Below are 18,216 nucleotides of genomic sequence, written 5' to 3' on the forward strand. Positions count from 1 at the left end.
GACGTCCGAAGGACAGCGTTCCGGCGTCAGAAGCCGAGCGCCGCGAGGCGCTCCTCGGCCCGCGCGGGCGCGTACAGGTGCTCCACCACCATCGCTCCCGCCCCGGTCAGGCCCGCCCGCTCGCCGAGCCGGGACGTGACCACGTCCAGGTGGGCGGTGGAGCGGGGCAGGGCCCGCTGGTAGAGGAGCTCGCGGACGCCGGTGAGGAAGGGTGTTCCGGCCAGATCTCCGGCGATCATGAGAACCCCGGGGTTGAGCAGCGTCACGACCGTCGCCAGGACCTCGCCCACCTGCCGCCCCGCCTCCCGCGCCAGGCCGACCGCCTCGGGGTGGCCCGCCGCGAGCAGCTCCCGCACATCCGAGCCCGAGGCCGCGGGCACCCCGGCGGCGGTGAGCCGACGGGCCACCGCGCGGCCGCTCGCCACCGCCGCGAGACAGCCGTACGAGCCGCAGGTGCACAGCTCCTCCGCGCCCTGCGGGACCCGGATGTGGCCGATGTCGCCCGCGCCGCCGTCGATGCCCCGGTAGACCTGGCCGCCGACGACCACGCCCGCGCCGATGCCGGTGGAGACCTTGACCAGGGCGAAGGCCGAGCAGTCCGGGAAGCCGGTGCGCTGCTCCCCGTACGCCATCAGGTTCGCGTCGTTGTCGACGAGGACCGGGGTGGTGTCCGGGCCGCCCGCGCTCTCGGCGAAGGCGCGGCGCAGCCGGCCTCTTATGTCGTAGCCGTCCCAGCCCGGCATGATCGGCGGCTGCACGACGCGGCCCGTCTCCCGGTCCACCGGGCCCGGCACGGCGAGGCCGATGCCGCAGACCGTGGCGGCCGGGCGGCCGCTCGCCGCGAGCAACCGGCCGAACCAGGAGCCGAGTTCGGCCAGGCAGGACTCGGGCCCGTCCTCTATGTGGAGCGGGCCCGTGTGCTCGGCGAGCAGGTCGCCGGTGAGGGTGAGGAGGGCGGCGCGGGCGTGCCGGGTGTCGAGGTCGGCGGCGAGGACCACCGCGTGCGCGTCGTCGAACTCCAGGCGGACCGAGGGGCGGCCGCCGAGCGGGGAGCCGGTCCGCTCGGCGGCCGAGCTCGCGCCCTCGCGCAGCCAGCCCGCGCGGAAGAGCCGGTCGAGGCGCTGGCCGACCGTGGCCCGGGAGAGTCCGGTGGCCTCCTGGAGGGCGCCGCGCGTGGTGGCCCGGCCGCTGCGGACCAGGTGCAGCAGGTCCCCTGCGCTCGCCTGGCCGCGCGCCGGATGCGACTGCTGTGCCCGCTGCTGTTGCGTCCGCTGCGGTGCGTGGCTCCCGGCCATCCCGGCCCCCCTTGCGCTCATCAACTCACCGTTACATATTAGGTTTTGCGTGTTAAGTAGACGTAACTCTATGGTTGACAGAACCAAACTTGAAGGCCCCCGTGAGGGGTCGCGCCACGGTTCTCGCAGGCCCGTGGTGACCGGTGTCCCGGGAGACCGTGTGGACCGCACGACCACAGCGCAGTTGAACCCCGCCCGCCTCGGCTCGGGCCCGCCCGCCGGACCGTCCGCCGAGCTGTCCCTCTCCCCGCCCCGCCCCGCGCACCGGGTGCTGCGCGTCCGCGCCGCGCGGGTCCTGCACGGGAACTGGACGGGGACGTCGACGGTCCCTTCGCGCGACCTCTACCCGCACCAGTGGTCCTGGGACTCGGCCTTCGTCGCGATCGGCCTGCGCCATCTCTCGCCGCTGCGCGCCCAGTTGGAGCTGGAGACGCTGCTCGGCGCGCAGTGGGGCGACGGCCGGGTGCCGCACATCGTCTTCAACCCGGACGTGCCGCTCGACGCCTACTTCCCGAGCCCCGACTTCTGGCGCTCCACGACGGCAGGCAGCAGGGCCGGGGCACCCCGTGCCGTGCAGACGTCCGGCATCGTCCAGCCCCCGGTGCACGCCCTCGCCGCGCTCCTCGTCCACCGCGCCGACCCCGGCCTGTCCCGGGCCCGCTCGTTCCTGCCCCGCATCCACCGCCGCCTGGCCGCCTGGCACCACTACCTGCTGCACCACCGGGACGCGGGCGGCGCGGGCCTGGCCGCCGTGGTGCACCCGTGGGAGCAGGGCATGGACAACAGCCCTTGCTGGGACGGCCCGTTGAGCCGCGTCCGGCCCGCGTCAGCAGGCACGTTCCGGCGGGCGGACCTGGACCACGGGGCGGCGCAGGACCGGCCGACGGACCTGGATTACGGGCGGTACGTGCGGCTTGCGATGGACTATCGGGACCGGCAGTACGCCGATCGACACTCGGATGGCGACGGTGGGTTCGGGGACTTCGCCGTCGAGGACCCCGCCTTCAACGCGCTGCTGATCGCCTCCGAGCAGGCCCTCGCGCGCATCTCCGTCGAACTCGGCCCGGAGTACCGCGAGGACGCCGCGCTGCGCCGCGCCCGCGTGGAGCGGCTGACGCGGGTGCTGGTGGAGCGGCTCTGGGACCCGGCGGAGGGGATGTTCCTCTGCCGCGACCTGAAGGAGCCGACCCGACTGGCGGCCGGTGGCGGGCTGTTGCCGGTACGGGCCGTCGGCGGGCTGCTGCCGCTGGTCCTGTCCGGGCTGCCCGGTGACCTCGTCCGCGCCCTGGTGCACACGGCGTGCGGGCCGCACTTCGGGCTCGGGCCCGGCTCCGGTGTGCGGCTCGCGCCCAGTTACGACCTGACGGGGGACGCCTACGACCCGCACCGCTACTGGCGCGGACCTGCCTGGATCAACACCAACTGGCTGCTGGAGCGGGGGCTGCGGACCCACGGCGAGACGGCGCTCGCCGACCGGCTGCGCGCCGAACTGCTCGCCGTCGCGGGCGAGTCGGGCTTCGCGGAGTACGTCGACCCGCACACGGGCCGGGGACGGGGCGCGCGCGGCTTCAGCTGGAGCGCCGCGCTGACACTCGATCTGCTTCTCGGGGAAGGAGTCAACAATGACTGAGCGCCCCCAACTCCTGGTGCGGGGAACCACGTTCGCGGCGATCGGCGCGGGCGGTGACATCAGCGGAGTGCGGGGCACCGCCGCCGCCCTGGACGGCCTGTTCGTGCGGGACGCCCGCCACCTCAGCCGCTGGCAGCTCACCGTCGACGGCGCGGTCCCCGAGACGCTCACGCCCGACGGACCGGACGCCGGGGCGACGGACGCCGTGCGCTGTGTGCTGGTGCCGCGCGGCGGCCGCCAGGAGCCGCCCGCGTACACGCTCTTCCGCGAACAGGCCGTCACCGACGGGGCGTTCGTGGAGCTCCTGCGCGTCACCAGCAACCGCCCGGTGCCCACGCGGCTGCGGCTCGCGCTGACCGTCGACGCCGACTTCACGGACCAGTTCGAGCTGCGCGCCGACCACCGTACGTACACGAAGACGGGCGCGGTGCGCTCGCGGCGCGTACTGCGGGACGGGGACGGGGACAGGAACGGTCACGGGAACGGGAACGGGAACGAGAAGGCCGAAGGGGCCATCCAGGGCATCGAGTTCGCGTACCGCCGGGGTGGCTGGACCTCCCGTACGACGGTGTCGGCGGAGCCCGCGCCCGAGGCCGTCGAGGAGACCGGGACGGGCGCGCGGCGCCTCGTCTGGACCCTCGACCTGGAGGCGCACGCCTCCGCGGACGTGGCACTGCGTGTCGCGGCGCATCCGCACGGGGCGCCCGTGCCGGCCGAGGTGCCCGCATCGCCCGCCGCCGCGGCGCTCCAACTCAGCGCGGCGGAGGCCGAGTTCACCGACGCCGTGCCGCTCCCCCGGGGCTGGCCGGAGCTGGCGGCGGCGTGCACGCGCGGCCTCGCGGACCTGGCGGCGCTGCAGGTGCCGGCGCGGGGCCCGGACGGCGAGGAGCTGCGGGTGCCTGCGGCCGGGGTGCCCTGGTTCTTGACGCTGCTGGGCCGGGACGCACTGCTCACGTCCCTGTTCGCCCTGCCGTATCTGCCGCGCCTCGCGGCCTCGACGCTGCCCGCGCTCGCGGCGACGCAGGCGACGGCGTCGACGGACCGTCCGGTCGCCCAGCCCGGCAAGATCGTGCACGAGGTGCGGCACGGCGAGCTCGCGCACTTCGGGCAGGTCCCCTTCGGCCGCTACTACGGCTCGGTGGACGCGACGCCGCTGTTCCTGGTGCTGCTCGGCGCGTACACGGAGCGGACCGGCGAGGTGGCGATGGCCCGCCGCCTGGAGGGGCACGCGCGGGCGGCCGTCGGCTGGATGCTGGACCACGGCGGGCTGACGTCACGCGGGTACCTGGTGTACCGGGCGGACGAGGGCGGCCTCGCCAACCAGAACTGGAAGGACTCCCCCGGCGCGATCTGCGGCGCCGACGGCAGCAGTGCGAGCGGGCCGGTGATGGCGGCGGGTGCGCAGGGGTACGCGTACGACGCGCTGTGCCGGACGGCGTGGCTGGCGCGGACGGTGTGGGACGACAAGGTCTACGCGGACCTCCTCGCCCAGGCGGCCGCGGATCTGCGCAACCGCTTCCAGCGGGACTTCTGGATGGCGGACCGCGCCTTCCCGGCGCTCGCACTCGACGGGGAGGGGCGCCAGGTCGACGCGCTGGCCTCCGACGCGGGCCATCTGCTGTGGTCGGGGCTGCTCGACAAGGAGTACGGGGAGACGGTGGGGCGGCGCCTCCTTGAGCCGGACTTCTTCTCGGGGTGGGGGGTGCGGACGGTGGCGTCCGGGCAGGGGGCGTATCACCCGCTGTCGTACCACCGGGGGTCGGTGTGGCCGCACGACAACGCGCTGATCGCGCTGGGGCTCGCGCGGTACGGGCTGCATGACGAGGCGCGGGCCGTGGCGTCGGGTCTGGTGGCGGCCGCCGCTGCGGACGGGGGGCGGCTGCCGGAGGTGCTGGCGGGGTATGAGCGGTCCGTGTATCCGGTGCCGGTGCCGTATGCGTACGGGTGCGCGCGGGACGCGCGGTCGTCGGCGGCGCCGCTGGCTTTGCTCACCGCGGTAGGCGCAGCCTGAAGAGAGATTCAATTACCAGATGGAAGTCAACTAGTCAACCTCTCCTCCGGGTTCGGGCGGCCTCGTGAACACACGGGCCGCCCTTTTGTTTTTGCTAACCGCGAGATTCGGGCGCGGGTTCGACTCCGCAATTGAGGCAGGCGTTCCCCTCCGTCCCCCGCACGGAGGGCTAGTCAGCAAATCGTAGTTTTCCCGCATGGGAGATGGCAGCCTTCTTCTTCGTAACCCACTTCTGCGCGCCGAAGGGCCTAAGTCATGCCTGCTTCCCCACAGTTCGGCCGCCCCGCCGATGATTCCGAAGCAGAGCTTCGACGCAAGAAGCAGGAACTGGCCCACGCAGATGCGGAGTTGAGGCGTCGACGCCAGTGGGCGGACCGGCTCCTGATGGTGCGGACGGCATTCGTAATCGTCGAGGCTGTCACAGGGAATCCGGTCTACCGGTGGGCACACAGGTTGATCAAGTGGGTCATTGATCTCCTTCGGGATTCCGAATGATGCGAGGTAGGGGTAGGGCATGAGTTCGACCATCAATGACGAGCCGTTTCCGCTTCCGGTCGCGGCCGAACGCCAAGAGGCTTGGATCCAGGCCGTATTGGCAACCGACGGGGTCAATCTTCCCCGAGGCGCCCTGGAGAACATCGCGCCCTTCATCGTCGACCCCGAAGACACGTTGGGCGAGCCCGACGACCAGGGCGTGCGCACCCTGAAGGGCGGCGCCGTCCGCCGCATCCGAACAGACGCGGGTGACATGGTCATTGCCGTCGTCCGCATGCATGGCGTCGGCGGTGTGCAGTGGGGGCACAACGAACGGATCAGCTCGATCTGGCGTTCTGTCGCGGACCCGACGGTCGGCAGGACGACCGAGAGAGCGCTGGCCACGGTGCGCCCCTGGAAAGCCGTCGACGGCGAGGGGCGCGAAACGTTCTTCGCCGCACTGGAAAGTGTCGCGGCGAACCGACAGGCCCTGATCATGAATGCCGAGGACGCAGCGGACGAGCTGAAGAAGCGGGACCGCGTCCGGCCCTACGACCTTGAGGAAGATCTCGTCCTCAACGGGCAGCAAGACCCCGGGATGTATGTGCCGCAACAGGTGCATCTGGAGGAGAATACCGAGACAGACTCCGAGGGTAACTCCCTTTACCCGGACTCCTATTGGGGATGGATGGCAGTCCGGGGGAATAATCGAACACAAAAGCGCCAATCGATTTTCCGTCTGACATCCGGCGAAGTGCTCGCCGGCGTCCCGGCAGAGAAGCTGGGCCGAGGCGGCGACAAAGTCATCTGCGACCCTCGCATCTGGCTCCCCGAGTTCTCCGCCCTGCTCAACAGGGAGTACGCGGAGGCGGCGGCGCAGTCGCAGGACGACGAGCTGGATCCCACAACCGGCTCACGGGCGCAGCGGGCCGCCGCCATCGCCGTGGTGGACGCGCACCTGGTGGTGGGCACTCCGACCCCCCAGCGCCTGTACCGCATCGTGCAGATGAACAACCGGCGCGACCATGTCCACCCACCACTGGAGTTCGAGGCCCTCGACCGGTCCCGTGCGCTCGGGCGGAGCGTTCTGGGCATGTACGTGGCGCGCCGGGCCATGGACGAGAAGACGGCGGAGGTACTGTCCGGCCTCACACCCATCCGTGAACTCCCGGACGCTTCAAAGGACATGAACGTCTCCGAGCTACGCGACCTGCGGTCCATGAGACTGCTGCTAGAGCTCTTCCCCGTCGACCCGCGCAAGCGGCTCCTGCTGCGCCAGGCTCTCAGCGAGAATCCGCCGTCCCAGCTCAAGGCGCCAGAGATCAACCAGCGGGCCCGCACCTGGTCGGCGCTGACCTCCGAGAGCTATCCGGCCCCCTGGAACCCCCGCGTGGGAGAGATCTTCTCCACCAAGGTCCGGGAGGGCATCGTCCTGTCCGGGCGGCGGCTGCCGGAACTCCTCGCGGCCGCAGACACCGACGACTCCGCCTTCGAGGAACTCGTGTCCTACCGGGCGGCACACTGGCTGGCCGCCTTCGGCATTATCGAGCCCGACCGGGGCTCCCTCTCCGGTCAGGAGGTGATCGGTGACACCGGCGAGAAGGTCCGCAGATCCCGCAGGAGCGTCGCCAACTGCCTTCAGGCGCTGCGCCACGAGAGAAGCCGTATGCGGGCGGTCGGCGTGCTGAGGGCGCTGGTCGCGGCCATGGACGACGGGGACCGGCGGCCGTGGCGGGTGAGCGACTCGGGCACGGAGATGACCGGCCGTGAGATGACGCCTCTCTGGTTCGACATGGAGTTCCCGAAGGACACCGGCATGAGGCCGCGCAGGACGACGGCCCCCACGGCACCACCGACGAGGGCCGCGCCCCCACCCCTGCCCACACCCACGCCGACGCCGCCCGCACCCTCACCCACGCTCCCGTCGACGCCGCCCGCTCCCCCGGCGGCACCCCCGTCGCCCCGGCCCGCCCCGACGATTCCGCCGCAGTCCGACCCCTCTGCCTCCGGTGAACCCCCCACCCTGGATGCCCTGGCGGCGCGCGTCGAAGAAGGGATCCGGGGTCTGCACACGGCCTCCGCCCAGGTCGGCGATCTGCTGGACGAACTCACGGAACGCAGCCGCTCGGCGTCCGTCACCCGGCCCATCGACCGAAAGCGGGCCGAGACCGCCCTCCGGCTCCTGACGCAGACGCTGGTGCAGGTGGGCAAGCTGCCGTCGGCCGTGGAGGGCCTGTCGGAAACCGTCTGAGCCGACCCCCTGCCGAAAGCGGGGTCAGCCGCCCGACGTGTCCAGTTCTGCCTCTGCGCTGATGCCCGCGCAGTCGTACGGGTCCTTCAGCCAGCCGTCCGGCAGGACCACCCTGTTGTTGCCGGACGTGCGGCCGCGCGGGCCGTCCGCGCCCGTCGGCCAGGGCTGGTCGAGGTCCAACTCGCCGAGGCCGTCCTCCAGTTCGGCGAGCGACGACGTCACCGCGAGGCGCTTACGCATCTCCGAGCCGACCGCGAAGCCCTTCAGGTACCACGCCACGTGCTTACGGAAGTCGATCACACCCCGCGACTCGCCCTCCCGTCTCCCACCACCACCCTCAACGGAGGCCCTACGGGCCGTCCCTCCTCTTTCGATCCACTCGTCGAGCAGCGTCGCGTGGCGCAGCATGACGCGGGAAACCTCCCGCAGGGACGGGGACTTGGGCGCGCCCGTGCCCTCGAAGGCCGCCACCAGGTCGCCGAACAGCCACGGGCGGCCCAGGCAGCCGCGGCCCACCACGACACCGTCGCAGCCCGTCGACCGCATCATCCGGAGCGCGTCGTCCGCGCACCAGATGTCGCCGTTGCCGAGCACCGGGATCTCCGGCACGTGCTCCTTGAGGCGCGCGATCGCGTCCCAGTCCGCCGTGCCCCCGTAGTGCTGCGCCGCCGTGCGTCCGTGCAGGGCGATCGCCGTGACGCCCTCCTCGACCGCGATGCGGCCCGCGTCCAGATACGTGATGTGGTCGTCGTCGATGCCCTTGCGCATCTTCATCGTGACCGGGAGGTCGCCCGCGCCCGAGACCGCTTCCCTCAGGATCGCGCGGAGCAGGTGGCGCTTGTACGGAAGGGCCGAGCCGCCGCCCTTGCGCGTGACCTTCGGGACCGGGCAGCCGAAGTTCAGGTCGATGTGGTCGGCCAGGTCCTCCTCCGCGATCATGCGGACGGCCTTGCCGACGGTCGCCGGGTCCACCCCGTACAGCTGGATCGAGCGCGGCTTCTCCGTCGCGTCGAAGTGGATCAGCTGCATCGTCTTCTCGTTGCGCTCCACCAGGGCGCGCGTCGTGATCATCTCGCTCACGAAGAGGCCCTTGCCGCCCGAGAACTCCCTGCACAGGGTGCGGAAGGGCGCGTTCGTGATCCCCGCCATGGGGGCGAGCACGACGGGCGGCTGCACCTGGTGGGGGCCGATGGTCAGAGCGGACATCAGGGGTTCTCCGGGACGTGCGGACGAGAGGGGCCGGGGGGGCAAGCCTCCATTGTCCCTCACTCCTCCGGCAGCTCCGAAAGGTGTCGCAGCCGGACCTCCGTCTCGTCGTCCGCCGGTACGTACGCCACCAGGCGGTGCGCCTGCGGCTGTGCGGCCAGCCAGAGGTTGCGGTGTTCCAGGCGCAGCAGGCCGACCCGGGGGTGCTGGTAGCGCTTGACGTGGGCCGACATCGTGCGGACCTCGTGCCGCCCCCACAGCTCGCGGAACTCGGCCGAGGCCGCGAGCAGGCCGTCCAGGCGCTCCTTCCACAGCGGCTCGGCGCCGTGCTCGGCCATGGACGCGCGGTACTTGGCGATCAGGTCGCGCAGCATCTCGTCGTGGTCGAGGAACGTCTCCCGCCAGCGGGGGCTCATGGTGAGCAGCCAGAGACAGTTGCGCTCGTGCGGGGCCAGGTCCAGGGGGTCGCCGAAGACCTGGGCGAAGGGGCGGTTGTGGGCGAGGACGTCGTAGCGGGCGTTCTGGAGGGTGGCGGGGTAGGGGGCGATGTTGTGCATCAGGCGGCGGGCCGTCGCGGAGATCGCCGCGCACTCCGCCTCGGGGCGCGGGTCGATGACCCCGGCGAGCGTGAAGAGGTGGGCGCGCTCCATGCCGTCCATCAGCAGCGCCCTGCCGATCGCGTCCAGGACCTGCGCCGAGACCTTGATCGGCCGGGCCTGCTCCAGCCACGTGTACCAGGTGACGCCCACCGCCGAGAGCTGGGCGACCTCCTCGCGGCGCAGGCCCGGGGTGCGGCGGCGCGGGCCGCGGGGCAGGCCGGCCTGTTCGGGCGTGACGCGCTCGCGGCGGCTGCGGAGGAAGGCGGCGAGTTCCTGGCGGCGGATGGCGGCGCCCTCTCCGGGCACGGTCGCGCTCGGGATTTCTGGGGCAGCAGGGGTAACGGTCACCTCTTCAGGCTGCCCCATACCCCAGCCGGTTACCAGGTTCGCTTGGTACCAGGATAAAGAGACTCTGGTACCCCTCTGGGCGGCGGATCATCGTCGTATCCGTGACTCTCGCGACCCGCACCGAACCCGCCCGTCCCACCAGGACCGGGCCCCCTGACGCTCCCGTCCTCAGCCCTCTCGGCCTCTTCACGATCCTCCTCGGCGCCTCCCTCTCCAGCATCGACTTCTTCATCGTCAACGTCGCCCTGTCCAGCATCGAGCGCGATCTGCACGCCTCGCCCGCCGCCCTGGAGATGGTTGCCGCGGGCTACGCCGTCGCGTACGCCGTGCTGCTCGTCCTCGGGGGCCGGCTCGGGGACACGTACGGCCGCAGGCGGCTCTTTCTGTGGGGTGTCGCCGCCTTCGGGCTCACCTCGCTGGCCTGCGGGCTCGCGCCCGGCGCCTGGTGGCTGGTGGGGGCGCGGGTGGCACAGGGTGCCGCGTCCGCGCTGATGCTGCCGCAGGTCCTCGCCACCATCCACGCCACGACGCGGGGCGAGCGGCGCGCGAAGGCGGTCGCCAAGTACGGCTCCGTGAGCGGGCTCGCCGTCGTGCTCGGGCAGGTGCTCGGCGGGGTGCTTGTCGCCGCCGACCTCGCGGGCACCGGGTGGCGGGCGGCGTTCCTGGTCAATGTGCCGGTGGCGGCCGCGGCCCTGCTCGTCGGGGTGCGCGCCGTGCCGGACAGCCGCGCGGGGCAGCCCGCCCGTGGTGACCTCGGCGGCACCGTGCTGCTCGGGGCCGCCCTCGTCGCGCTGCTGCTGCCGCTGATGGAGGGGCGGGCCACCGGCTGGCCGCTGTGGTCGGTGCTGCTCCTGGCGGCGTCGGTCCCCCTGGCCTTCGCCTTCGCGGCCGTGGAGCGGCGTGCCGAACTCGCCGGTGGCAGCCCGCTGTTGCCGCCCTCGCTGCTGCGCGAGCCGGGTGTGCGCCGGGGTCTCGTACTGGGGCTGCCCATTTTCATCGGCTTCAGTGGCTTCATGTTCGTCTCCGCGGTGACGCTCCAACAGGGGCTCAGGTACGGGGTGTTGACGGCCGGGCTTGCGCTGATCCCCATGGGTGTCGCCCAGTTCGCGGCGTCGATGTTCACGCCGCGCCTGGTCAGCCGCCTGGGCAGCCGTGCCATGACGCTGGCCGCGCTGACCCACGCCGTCGGTCTCGTGGTGCTCGTCGCCACCGTCCTGCTCACGCCGTGGCACGACCTGACGCCGCCCGCGCTCGCCCCCGGCCTGGCGCTGTGCGGTCTCGGCCAGGGCGTCCAACTCGCCCTCTACTACCGGATCGTGCTCGCCGCCGTGCCCGCCGAGCGCGCGGGCGCGGGCAGTGGTCTCGCCGCCACGGTCCAGCAGTCCTGCCTCGCGGTGGGCGTCGCGACGCTCGGCTCGCTGTTCCTGGCGCTGCTGCCGGGGCTCGGGATGCGGCGGGCGTTCACGGTGGTGCTCGCGGTCCAACTGGCGGGCCTGCTCGCCCTCGCGGGCCTGAGCCTGCGTCTGCCGCGCACCTTGCAGTAACCGGGTCGGGCGACCGGTTCTGCGGTTACCGTCGAACCCATGCCCGAGACCGAGCTCACGCCGCGGCGGCGGCTCCTCGTCCTGGCGATCTGCTGCATGAGCCTGTTCATCGTCACCCTGGACGCCACCGCGCTGAACGTCGCGCTGCCTTCCATGGCGCGGGAGTTCGACACCAGCATCTCGGGCATGCAGTGGGCCGTCGACGCCTACACCGTGGTCCTCGCGTCGCTGCTGGTCCTCGCGGGCTCGACGGCCGACCGCGTGGGGCGCCGCCGGGTGTTCCAGGCGGGGCTCGCGCTCTTCATGCTGGGCTCGCTGCTCTGCTCCCTGGCCCCCACCCTGCAGACCCTGGTGCCGTTCCGGGCGGTGCAGGCCGTCGGCGGCTCGATGCTGAACCCGGTCGCCATGTCGATCATCACGAACACCTTCACGGCACCACGTGAGCGGGCCCGCGCCATCGGCGTCTGGGGCGGCGTCGTCGGGATCTCGATGGCGGCGGGGCCGCTGGCCGGCGGGCTGCTCGTGGAGGCCGTCGGCTGGCGCGCGATCTTCTGGGTCAACCTGCCGGTGTGCGCGGCGGCACTGCTCCTGACCACGCGGTACGTCCCCGAGTCCCGCGCCCCGAAGCCGCGCCGCCCCGACCCGGTGGGCCAGCTCCTCGTGGCGGCGCTGCTCGGCTCCGTCACGTACGCGATCATCGAGGCGCCCTCGGCCGGGCTGGAGTCCCCGCTGATCCGCACCCTCATCGGCTGCGCGGTGCTCAGCCTCCTCGCCCTGCTCGCCTACGAACGCCGCCGCCCCGAGCCCCTCATCGAGCTGCGCTTCTTCCGCTCGGCGCCGTTCAGCGGGGCGACGCTCATCGCGATCTGCGCCTTCGCCGGGCTCGGCGGCTTCCTGTTCCTGACGACGCTCTACCTCCAGAACGTCCGGGGCCTGGACGCGCTGCACACGGGGCTGTGGGTGGCGTCGATGGCGGCGGTCCAGGTGGTGTGCGCGCCGCTGTCGGGGCGTCTCGTCGGGGGGTGGGGGCCCCGCGTTCCCCTGCTGATCAGCGGGGTCATGCTGACCTCGGCGTGCGTCCTGTTCGCCGCGTTCGGGGCGGAGCGGGAGACCGGGACGCGCCTGGCCGCGTACATCCTGTTCGGCATCGGCATGGGCTTCGTGAACACCCCGATCACCAACACGGCGGTCTCCGGGATGCCCCGCGCCCAGGCCGGTGTCGCGGCGGCCGTGGCCTCCACCAGCCGCCAGTTCGGGCTCGGCCTGGGCGTCGCGGTGTGCGGCTCGGTCCTGGCGTCCGGGGTGGCGTCGGGGTCGTACGGCCCGGCGAGCGCGGCGGCGAGCCGTCCCGCCTGGTGGATCCTCGCGGGCTGCGGTGCCGCGGTCCTGGTCCTCGGCCTGGTCACGAGCGGGCGGTGGGCGCGGGGGACGGCACAGGCGCTGTGGGCGGCGGAGGAGGAGGCGGAGCCCGTACGACCCGAAGTTACAGATAACAAAATTTGAAATCTGTCACCGATGGGTGCATGGTGGAGCCATGGCAACCATGCGAACGCTTCCCCTCGGAACCACCGGCCCCCAGTCCTCCGCCCTCGGCCTCGGCTGCATGGGCATGTCCGCGCTGTACGGCGACGCCGACCGCGCCGAGTCCATCGCGACCGTCCACGCCGCCCTCGAAGCGGGCGTCACGCTCCTCGACACCGGCGACTTCTACGCCATGGGCCACAACGAGATGCTGATCGGCGAGGCCCTGCGCACCGCGCCCGCCGCCCGGCGCGAACAGGCGCTCACCAGCGTCAAGTTCGGCGCCCTGCGCGACCCGGACGGCGGCTGGTCCGGCTACGACGGGCGCCCGGCCGCGGTGAAGAACTTCGCCGCGTACTCGCTGCAGCGCCTCGGCGTCGACCACATCGACGTCTACCGCATCGCCCGCGTCGACCCGGACGTCCCGATCGAGGAGACCGTCGGCGCCATCGCCGAGCTCGTCGAGAAGGGCCACGTCCGGCACATCGGGCTCTCGGAGGTCGGCGCCGACACGATCCGGCGGGCCGCCGCCACCGCCCCCGTCTCGGACCTGCAGATCGAGTACTCGCTCATCTCGCGCGGCATCGAGGAAGAAATCCTCCCCGCCGTCAGCGAGTTGGGCATCGGCGTGACGGCGTACGGGGTGCTCTCCCGCGGCCTGATCTCCGGCCACTTCACCCGCGACCGCAAGCTCGCCGCGAACGACTTCCGCGGCATGAGCCCGCGTTTCCAGGGCGAGAACCTCCGGCACAACCTCGACCTGGTCGAGCAGCTGCGCAAGATCGCCGAGCAGAAGGGCGTGAGCGTCGCGCAGACCGCGATCGCCTGGGTCCTCGCGCAGGGCCCCCGCCGGGACGCGGCGATCGTCCCGCTTGTCGGCGCCCGCACCCGCGAGCGGCTCGACGAGGCCCTGGGCGCCCTCGACGTGACGCTCGACGAGGCGGACCTGGCCGCGATCGAGCAGGCCGTGCCCGCGGGGGCGGCGGCGGGCGACCGCTACCCGCAGGCGCAGATGGCGCACCTGGACAGCGAGAAGCACTGACCGACGCGCCAGGTAAGTTCATCGGCATGGCTACCGAGACCCTGACCGCCGAGCGCATCCTCGCCACCACCGAGGAGGTGCTGCGCCGCCACGGAGCCGCCAAGGCCACCGTGGTCGACGTGGCCCGCGCGCTCGGCGTCAGCCATGCCGCCGTGTACCGCCACTTCCGTACGAAGGCGGCGCTGCGGGAGGCCGTGACCTGGCGCTGGCTGGACCGCACCGCGAAGGCGCTGTCCGGCGTCGTCGCCGCCGACGAGCCCCCGGCGGCCAAGCTCCGGCACTGGCTGACGGGCCTGTTCGACGCCAAGAAGCACAAGGCGGGCGACGACCCGGAGCTGTTCGCCACGTACTCCGTGCTGGTCGGGGAGTACAGCGAGACGGTGGACCGGCACATCGCCGACCTCACCGCGCAGCTCACCGAGATCATCCGACAGGGCGTGACCCAGGGCGAGTTCACCTCCCCCGACACCCCCGCGACAACGGCCCGCGCGATCTTCGACGCGACCTCCCGCTTCCACGACCCGGGCTACGCCCCGCAGTGGTCCGAGCCGGGCATCGACGAGGCGTTCACGGCCGTGGTGGACCTGGTGATACGGGGCCTGCGCCCGTAGGGCGTCCCCTACGTCCCCTTCGACGGATCCACCGTCGCCTGGTGCTCCTCCGCCAGATGTTCCTCCGCCTTGAGCCACGGCAGGAACTGCGCGGACTTGCGCCAGCCGCAGGTGTCGCACGTCAACTGGCGTGAGACACCCGCCTTTTGCACGTGGACGACGTGTTCGCGCCCGTGCTGGTCCCATCTGCTGACCTTGCTCGTGGTCATCGAAGGCATGCCGACCAGTGTGCAGAAGAAGCCCCCGGTTTCCCATGGGAAACCGGGGGCTTCTTACGTACTTCACACGGCGAACGCCTCGGCGTCAGCCGGTGTCCGCAGGCGTCAGCAGCCGACCAGGCGCTGGGCCAGGTAGCCCTCGATCTGGTCGAGGGAGACGCGCTCCTGCTTCATCGAGTCGCGCTCACGGACCGTGACCGCGTTGTCGTCCAGGGTGTCGAAGTCGACCGTCACGCAGTACGGCGTGCCGATCTCGTCCTGGCGGCGGTAGCGGCGGCCGATGGCGCCCGCGTCGTCGAACTCGATGTTCCAGTTCTGCCGGAGTGCCGTCGCGAGGCCCTTGGCCTTCGGGGACAGCTCCGGGTTCCTCGAAAGAGGCAGGACCGCGACCTTCACCGGGGCGATGCGGTGGTCGAAGCGCATGACCGTGCGCTTCTCCAGCTTGCCCTTGGCGTTGGGCGCCTCGTCCTCGATGTAGGAGTCGAGGAGGAAGGCCAGCATGGTGCGGCCGACACCGGCGGCGGGCTCGATGACGTACGGGGTCCAGCGCTCGCCCGCCTCCTGGTCGAAGTAGGAGAGGTCCTGGCCGGACGCCTTGGAGTGCGCGGAGAGGTCGTAGTCCGTGCGGTTCGCGACGCCCTCCAGCTCACCCCACTCGCTGCCGCCGAACTGGAAGCGGTACTCGATGTCGGCGGTGCGCTTCGAGTAGTGGGAGAGCTTCTCCTTCGGGTGCTCGTACCACCGCATGTTCTCCTCGCGCAGGCCCAGGCCGGTGTACCAGTTCCAGCGCTGCTCCATCCAGTACTCCTGCCACTTCTCGTCCTCGCCCGGCTTGACGAAGAACTCCATCTCCATCTGCTCGAACTCGCGGGTGCGGAAGATGAAGTTGCCCGGCGTGATCTCGTTCCGGAAGCTCTTGCCCATCTGGGCGATGCCGAACGGCGGCTTGCGGCGCGAAGTCGTCTGGACCTGGCTGAAGTTGGTGAAGATGCCCTGCGCGGTCTCCGGGCGCAGGTACGCGACGGAGCCGCTGTCCTGCGTCGGGCCCAGGTGCGTGGAGAGGAGACCCGAGAACTGCTTGGGCTCCGTGAACTGGCCCTTGGTGCCGCAGTTGGGGCAGTTGATGTCCGCGAGGCTCTCGGGGGCGCGGCCCTTCTTCTCCTCGTACGCCTCCTCCAGGTGGTCCGCGCGGAAGCGCTTGTGGCAGGAGGTGCACTCGGTGAGCGGGTCGGTGAAGGTGGCGACGTGCCCGGACGCCTGCCAGACCTCGGTGGCCAGGATCACCGACGAGTCGATGCCGACGACGTCCTCGCGCGAGGTGACCATGTAGCGCCACCACTGGCGCTTGAGGTTCTCCTTCAGCTCCACGCCCAGCGGTCCGTAGTCCCAGGCGGCCCGCTGGCCGCCGTAGATCTCACTGCAGGGGAAAACGAAGCCACGGCGCTTGCTCAGGCTGACGATGGTGTCGATCTTGTCGGCGGCCACGGTGCTCTCTTCATTGCGACGGCGGTGAGCGCGCTGGATACGCGCTCCGGGAGCGAATGGTTCAGGTTACCGGCGGCCGTACCCCCCGGATCAAATCGGTTCCCGGACCAGGGGCCACGAGCCCCTTGCTTGTAAGGGTCGCCTCACCCTTGTTGACAATCGTTTCCATCTTTGTTGAAAATGAGTGTCATGAACGTACGACGCCTCATACCCACCGCCGCCGTCGCCTCCGCCACGGTCCTCGGCCTGACCGCTCTCACCGCCTGCGGCGCCGGCACCGGCAAGAACAGCGACGGCAGGCTCGACGTAGTGGCGTCGTTCTACCCGATGGCCTTCCTCGCCGAGCAGATCGGCGGCAAGCACGTCGCCGTCACCAACCTCACCGAGCCCGGCCAGGAGCCGCACGACCTCGACGTCAGCGCCAAGCAGCGCGCACAGCTCGAGGAGTCCGACGTCGCCCTCTACCTCAAGGGCCTGCAGCCCGCCGTGGACGACGCGATCAGCCAGTCCGGCATCAAGACCAAGGTCGACGCCGCATCCCTGACCAGCCTGGAGAAGCACGGCAACGAGGTCGGCGGGCACAACGGCCACGACCACGGCGACGACGACCACGGGCACGACCACGGCGGCGAGGACCCGCACATCTGGCTCGACCCGGTGAAGTACGCCGAGGTCGCCGAGGGCGTCGGCAAGGCCATGGAGAAGGCCGACCCGGACCACGCGGCCACGTACAAGGAGAACACCGCGGAACTGGTGAAGAAGCTGGGCGGCCTGGACAAGCAGTTCAAGGACGGGCTCGGCAAGACCAACTCCAAGGTCTTCATCACCACCCACGCCGCCTTCGGCTACCTCGCCGAGCGCTACGGCCTCACCGAGGAGGCCATCAACGGCCTGGACCCGGAGAGCGAGCCCAGCGCCAACCGCGTCAAGCAGCTCCAGACGATGGCGAAGGAGGACGGGGTCAGCACCGTCTTCTACGAGACCCTCGTCAGCAGCAAGACCGCCGAGACCCTCGCGAAGGACGCCGGTCTGAAGACCGATGTACTCGACCCGATCGAGGGCATCACCGACAAGTCCAAGGGCAAGGACTACTTCCAGGTGATGGAGTCCAACCTCAAGGCGCTCCAGAAGGCCCTGAACACCAAGTGACCGCCAAGTGACCACCACCAGCAGCATGGAGGGCGCATCCGTCATGAGCGAGTCAGGCGAATCCGTCGTGAGTGAACCCGTCATATCCCTGCGCAAGGTGACGGCGGAGCTCGGCTCGCGCCCCGTGCTGCGCGGCATCGACCTCACCGTGCACCGCGGTGAGGTCGTCGCGCTGCTCGGCGCCAACGGCTCGGGCAAGTCGACCGCCGTGCGCAGCGTCATCGGCCAAGTCCCGGTCAGCGGCGGCGAGATCGAGATCTTCGGCACCCCGCGGCGCCGCTTCCGCGACTGGGCCCGGGTCGGCTACGTCCCGCAGCGCACCACCGCCGCGGGCGGCGTGCCCGCGACCGTGCGGGAGGTCGTCTCCTCCGGGCGGCTCTCCCGCGCCCGGTTCGGGCTCCTGCGCAAGGCCGACCGGGACGCGGTGACGCGCGCCCTGGAGCTCGTCGGCATGGCCGACCGCGCCAAGGACTCCGTGAACGCCCTCTCCGGCGGCCAGCACCAGCGCGTCCTGATCGCCCGCGCGCTCGCCGCCGAACCCGAACTGCTGATCATGGACGAGCCGATGGCGGGCGTCGACCTGGCCAGCCAGGAGGTCCTCGCCGCGACCCTGCGCGAGCAGGTCGCCGCCGGGGCCACGGTCCTGCTGGTCCTGCACGAACTCGGCCCGCTGGAGCCGCTGATCGACCGGGCCGTCGTCCTGCGCGACGGCTGTGTCCTGCACGACGGGCCGCCGCCGAAGGCCGTCGGCCAGCACGCGCTGCCCGGCCACGACCACGTCCACCCGCACACCGCCGACGCGGAGCCGGTCCGCACGGGTTTGCTGAGCTGA

Annotated in this window: 15 protein-coding genes; 9 read left to right on the plus strand and 6 right to left on the minus strand. The window is 71.6% G+C overall.

Annotated elements, in window-relative coordinates; all coding sequences use genetic code 11:
* Positions 1-26: 26 nt before the first annotated feature.
* The gene (locus ACQB60_RS04280; RefSeq protein WP_496924424.1) at positions 27-1,316 is read right to left on the minus strand and encodes an ROK family transcriptional regulator; all 1,290 of its coding nucleotides are present in this window, start codon (positions 1,314-1,316) and stop codon (positions 27-29) included.
* Positions 1,317-1,455: 139 nt separating this feature from the next.
* Here ACQB60_RS04280 and ACQB60_RS04285 point away from each other — a divergent pair, with 139 nt between their 5' ends.
* Positions 1,456-2,925 (plus strand): MGH1-like glycoside hydrolase domain-containing protein, encoded by a 1,470-nt coding sequence (locus tag ACQB60_RS04285; protein ID WP_496924425.1) that lies wholly within the window; start codon positions 1,456-1,458, stop codon positions 2,923-2,925.
* Complete coding sequence (locus tag ACQB60_RS04290) at positions 2,918-4,936, plus strand: amylo-alpha-1,6-glucosidase (protein WP_496924426.1); 2,019 nt, start codon at positions 2,918-2,920, stop codon at positions 4,934-4,936. The genes ACQB60_RS04285 and ACQB60_RS04290 overlap by 8 nt, the downstream gene beginning before the upstream one ends.
* Before the next feature lie 466 nt (positions 4,937-5,402).
* On the opposite strand, the gene ACQB60_RS04295 is transcribed toward ACQB60_RS04290, so the two are convergent.
* Positions 5,403-6,032, minus strand: coding sequence for a hypothetical protein (locus ACQB60_RS04295; RefSeq protein ID WP_496924427.1), 630 nt, complete (start codon positions 6,030-6,032; stop codon positions 5,403-5,405).
* Positions 6,033-6,164: 132 nt separating this feature from the next.
* Here ACQB60_RS04295 and ACQB60_RS04300 point away from each other — a divergent pair, with 132 nt between their 5' ends.
* Positions 6,165-7,661: a hypothetical protein gene (locus ACQB60_RS04300; RefSeq protein WP_496924428.1), complete on the plus strand. Its 1,497-nt coding sequence runs from the start codon at positions 6,165-6,167 to the stop codon at positions 7,659-7,661.
* Positions 7,662-7,685: 24 nt separating this feature from the next.
* On the opposite strand, the gene dusB is transcribed toward ACQB60_RS04300, so the two are convergent.
* Positions 7,686-8,867, minus strand: coding sequence for a tRNA dihydrouridine synthase DusB (dusB, locus tag ACQB60_RS04305; protein ID WP_496924429.1), 1,182 nt, complete (start codon positions 8,865-8,867; stop codon positions 7,686-7,688).
* 59 nt (positions 8,868-8,926) lie between these two features.
* Positions 8,927-9,832: a helix-turn-helix transcriptional regulator gene (locus ACQB60_RS04310; RefSeq protein WP_496924430.1), complete on the minus strand. Its 906-nt coding sequence runs from the start codon at positions 9,830-9,832 to the stop codon at positions 8,927-8,929.
* Between the two features lie 83 nt (positions 9,833-9,915).
* On the opposite strand from ACQB60_RS04310, the gene ACQB60_RS04315 reads away from it, so the two are divergent.
* From ACQB60_RS04315 to ACQB60_RS04330, 4 genes are read left to right on the plus strand one after another with little or no spacing between them, the layout of a single operon-like run.
* Entirely contained in the window at positions 9,916-11,358 is a 1,443-nt protein-coding gene (locus ACQB60_RS04315; protein WP_496924431.1) for an MFS transporter, read from the plus strand.
* Positions 11,359-11,397: 39 nt separating this feature from the next.
* Positions 11,398-12,861: an MFS transporter gene (locus tag ACQB60_RS04320; RefSeq protein WP_496924432.1), complete on the plus strand. Its 1,464-nt coding sequence runs from the start codon at positions 11,398-11,400 to the stop codon at positions 12,859-12,861.
* Positions 12,862-12,901: 40 nt separating this feature from the next.
* Complete coding sequence (locus ACQB60_RS04325; protein ID WP_496924777.1) at positions 12,902-13,921, plus strand: aldo/keto reductase; 1,020 nt, start codon at positions 12,902-12,904, stop codon at positions 13,919-13,921.
* Between the two features lie 26 nt (positions 13,922-13,947).
* Positions 13,948-14,532, plus strand: coding sequence for a TetR/AcrR family transcriptional regulator (locus ACQB60_RS04330; RefSeq protein ID WP_496924433.1), 585 nt, complete (start codon positions 13,948-13,950; stop codon positions 14,530-14,532).
* 8 nt (positions 14,533-14,540) lie between these two features.
* On the opposite strand, the gene ACQB60_RS04335 is transcribed toward ACQB60_RS04330, so the two are convergent.
* Together ACQB60_RS04335 and ACQB60_RS04340 are read right to left on the minus strand one after the other, a co-directional pair.
* Positions 14,541-14,750 (minus strand): hypothetical protein, encoded by a 210-nt coding sequence (locus tag ACQB60_RS04335; RefSeq protein WP_496924434.1) that lies wholly within the window; start codon positions 14,748-14,750, stop codon positions 14,541-14,543.
* 105 nt (positions 14,751-14,855) lie between these two features.
* Positions 14,856-16,235 (minus strand): glycine--tRNA ligase, encoded by a 1,380-nt coding sequence (locus ACQB60_RS04340; protein ID WP_496924435.1) that lies wholly within the window; start codon positions 16,233-16,235, stop codon positions 14,856-14,858.
* A gap of 189 nt (positions 16,236-16,424) precedes the next feature.
* Here ACQB60_RS04340 and ACQB60_RS04345 point away from each other — a divergent pair, with 189 nt between their 5' ends.
* Positions 16,425-17,384, plus strand: a complete 960-nt coding sequence (locus ACQB60_RS04345) for a metal ABC transporter substrate-binding protein (protein ID WP_496924436.1) — start codon at positions 16,425-16,427, stop codon at positions 17,382-17,384.
* Between the two features lie 43 nt (positions 17,385-17,427).
* Complete coding sequence (locus ACQB60_RS04350) at positions 17,428-18,216, plus strand: metal ABC transporter ATP-binding protein (RefSeq protein ID WP_496924437.1); 789 nt, start codon at positions 17,428-17,430, stop codon at positions 18,214-18,216.

Source organism: Streptomyces odontotermitis (assembly GCF_050510915.1).
Lineage (GTDB): Bacteria > Actinomycetota > Actinomycetes > Streptomycetales > Streptomycetaceae > Streptomyces.

Excerpts from the sequence above, each read along its gene's own strand:
- ACQB60_RS04280 (WP_496924424.1), bottom strand. The coding sequence starts at position 1,316 with ATGAGCGCAAGGGGGGCCGGGATGGCCGGGAGCCACGCACCGCAGCGG.
- ACQB60_RS04290 (WP_496924426.1), top strand. The coding sequence starts at position 2,918 with ATGACTGAGCGCCCCCAACTCCTGGTGCGGGGAACCACGTTCGCGGCG.
- ACQB60_RS04295 (WP_496924427.1), bottom strand. The coding sequence starts at position 6,032 with ATGCACCTGTTGCGGCACATACATCCCGGGGTCTTGCTGCCCGTTGAG.
- dusB (WP_496924429.1), bottom strand. The coding sequence starts at position 8,867 with ATGTCCGCTCTGACCATCGGCCCCCACCAGGTGCAGCCGCCCGTCGTG.
- ACQB60_RS04310 (WP_496924430.1), bottom strand. The coding sequence starts at position 9,832 with ATGGGGCAGCCTGAAGAGGTGACCGTTACCCCTGCTGCCCCAGAAATC.
- ACQB60_RS04320 (WP_496924432.1), top strand. The coding sequence starts at position 11,398 with ATGCCCGAGACCGAGCTCACGCCGCGGCGGCGGCTCCTCGTCCTGGCG.
- ACQB60_RS04325 (WP_496924777.1), top strand. The coding sequence starts at position 12,902 with ATGCGAACGCTTCCCCTCGGAACCACCGGCCCCCAGTCCTCCGCCCTC.
- ACQB60_RS04330 (WP_496924433.1), top strand. The coding sequence starts at position 13,948 with ATGGCTACCGAGACCCTGACCGCCGAGCGCATCCTCGCCACCACCGAG.
- ACQB60_RS04335 (WP_496924434.1), bottom strand. The coding sequence starts at position 14,750 with ATGCCTTCGATGACCACGAGCAAGGTCAGCAGATGGGACCAGCACGGG.
- ACQB60_RS04345 (WP_496924436.1), top strand. The coding sequence starts at position 16,425 with ATGAACGTACGACGCCTCATACCCACCGCCGCCGTCGCCTCCGCCACG.
- ACQB60_RS04350 (WP_496924437.1), top strand. The coding sequence starts at position 17,428 with ATGAGCGAGTCAGGCGAATCCGTCGTGAGTGAACCCGTCATATCCCTG.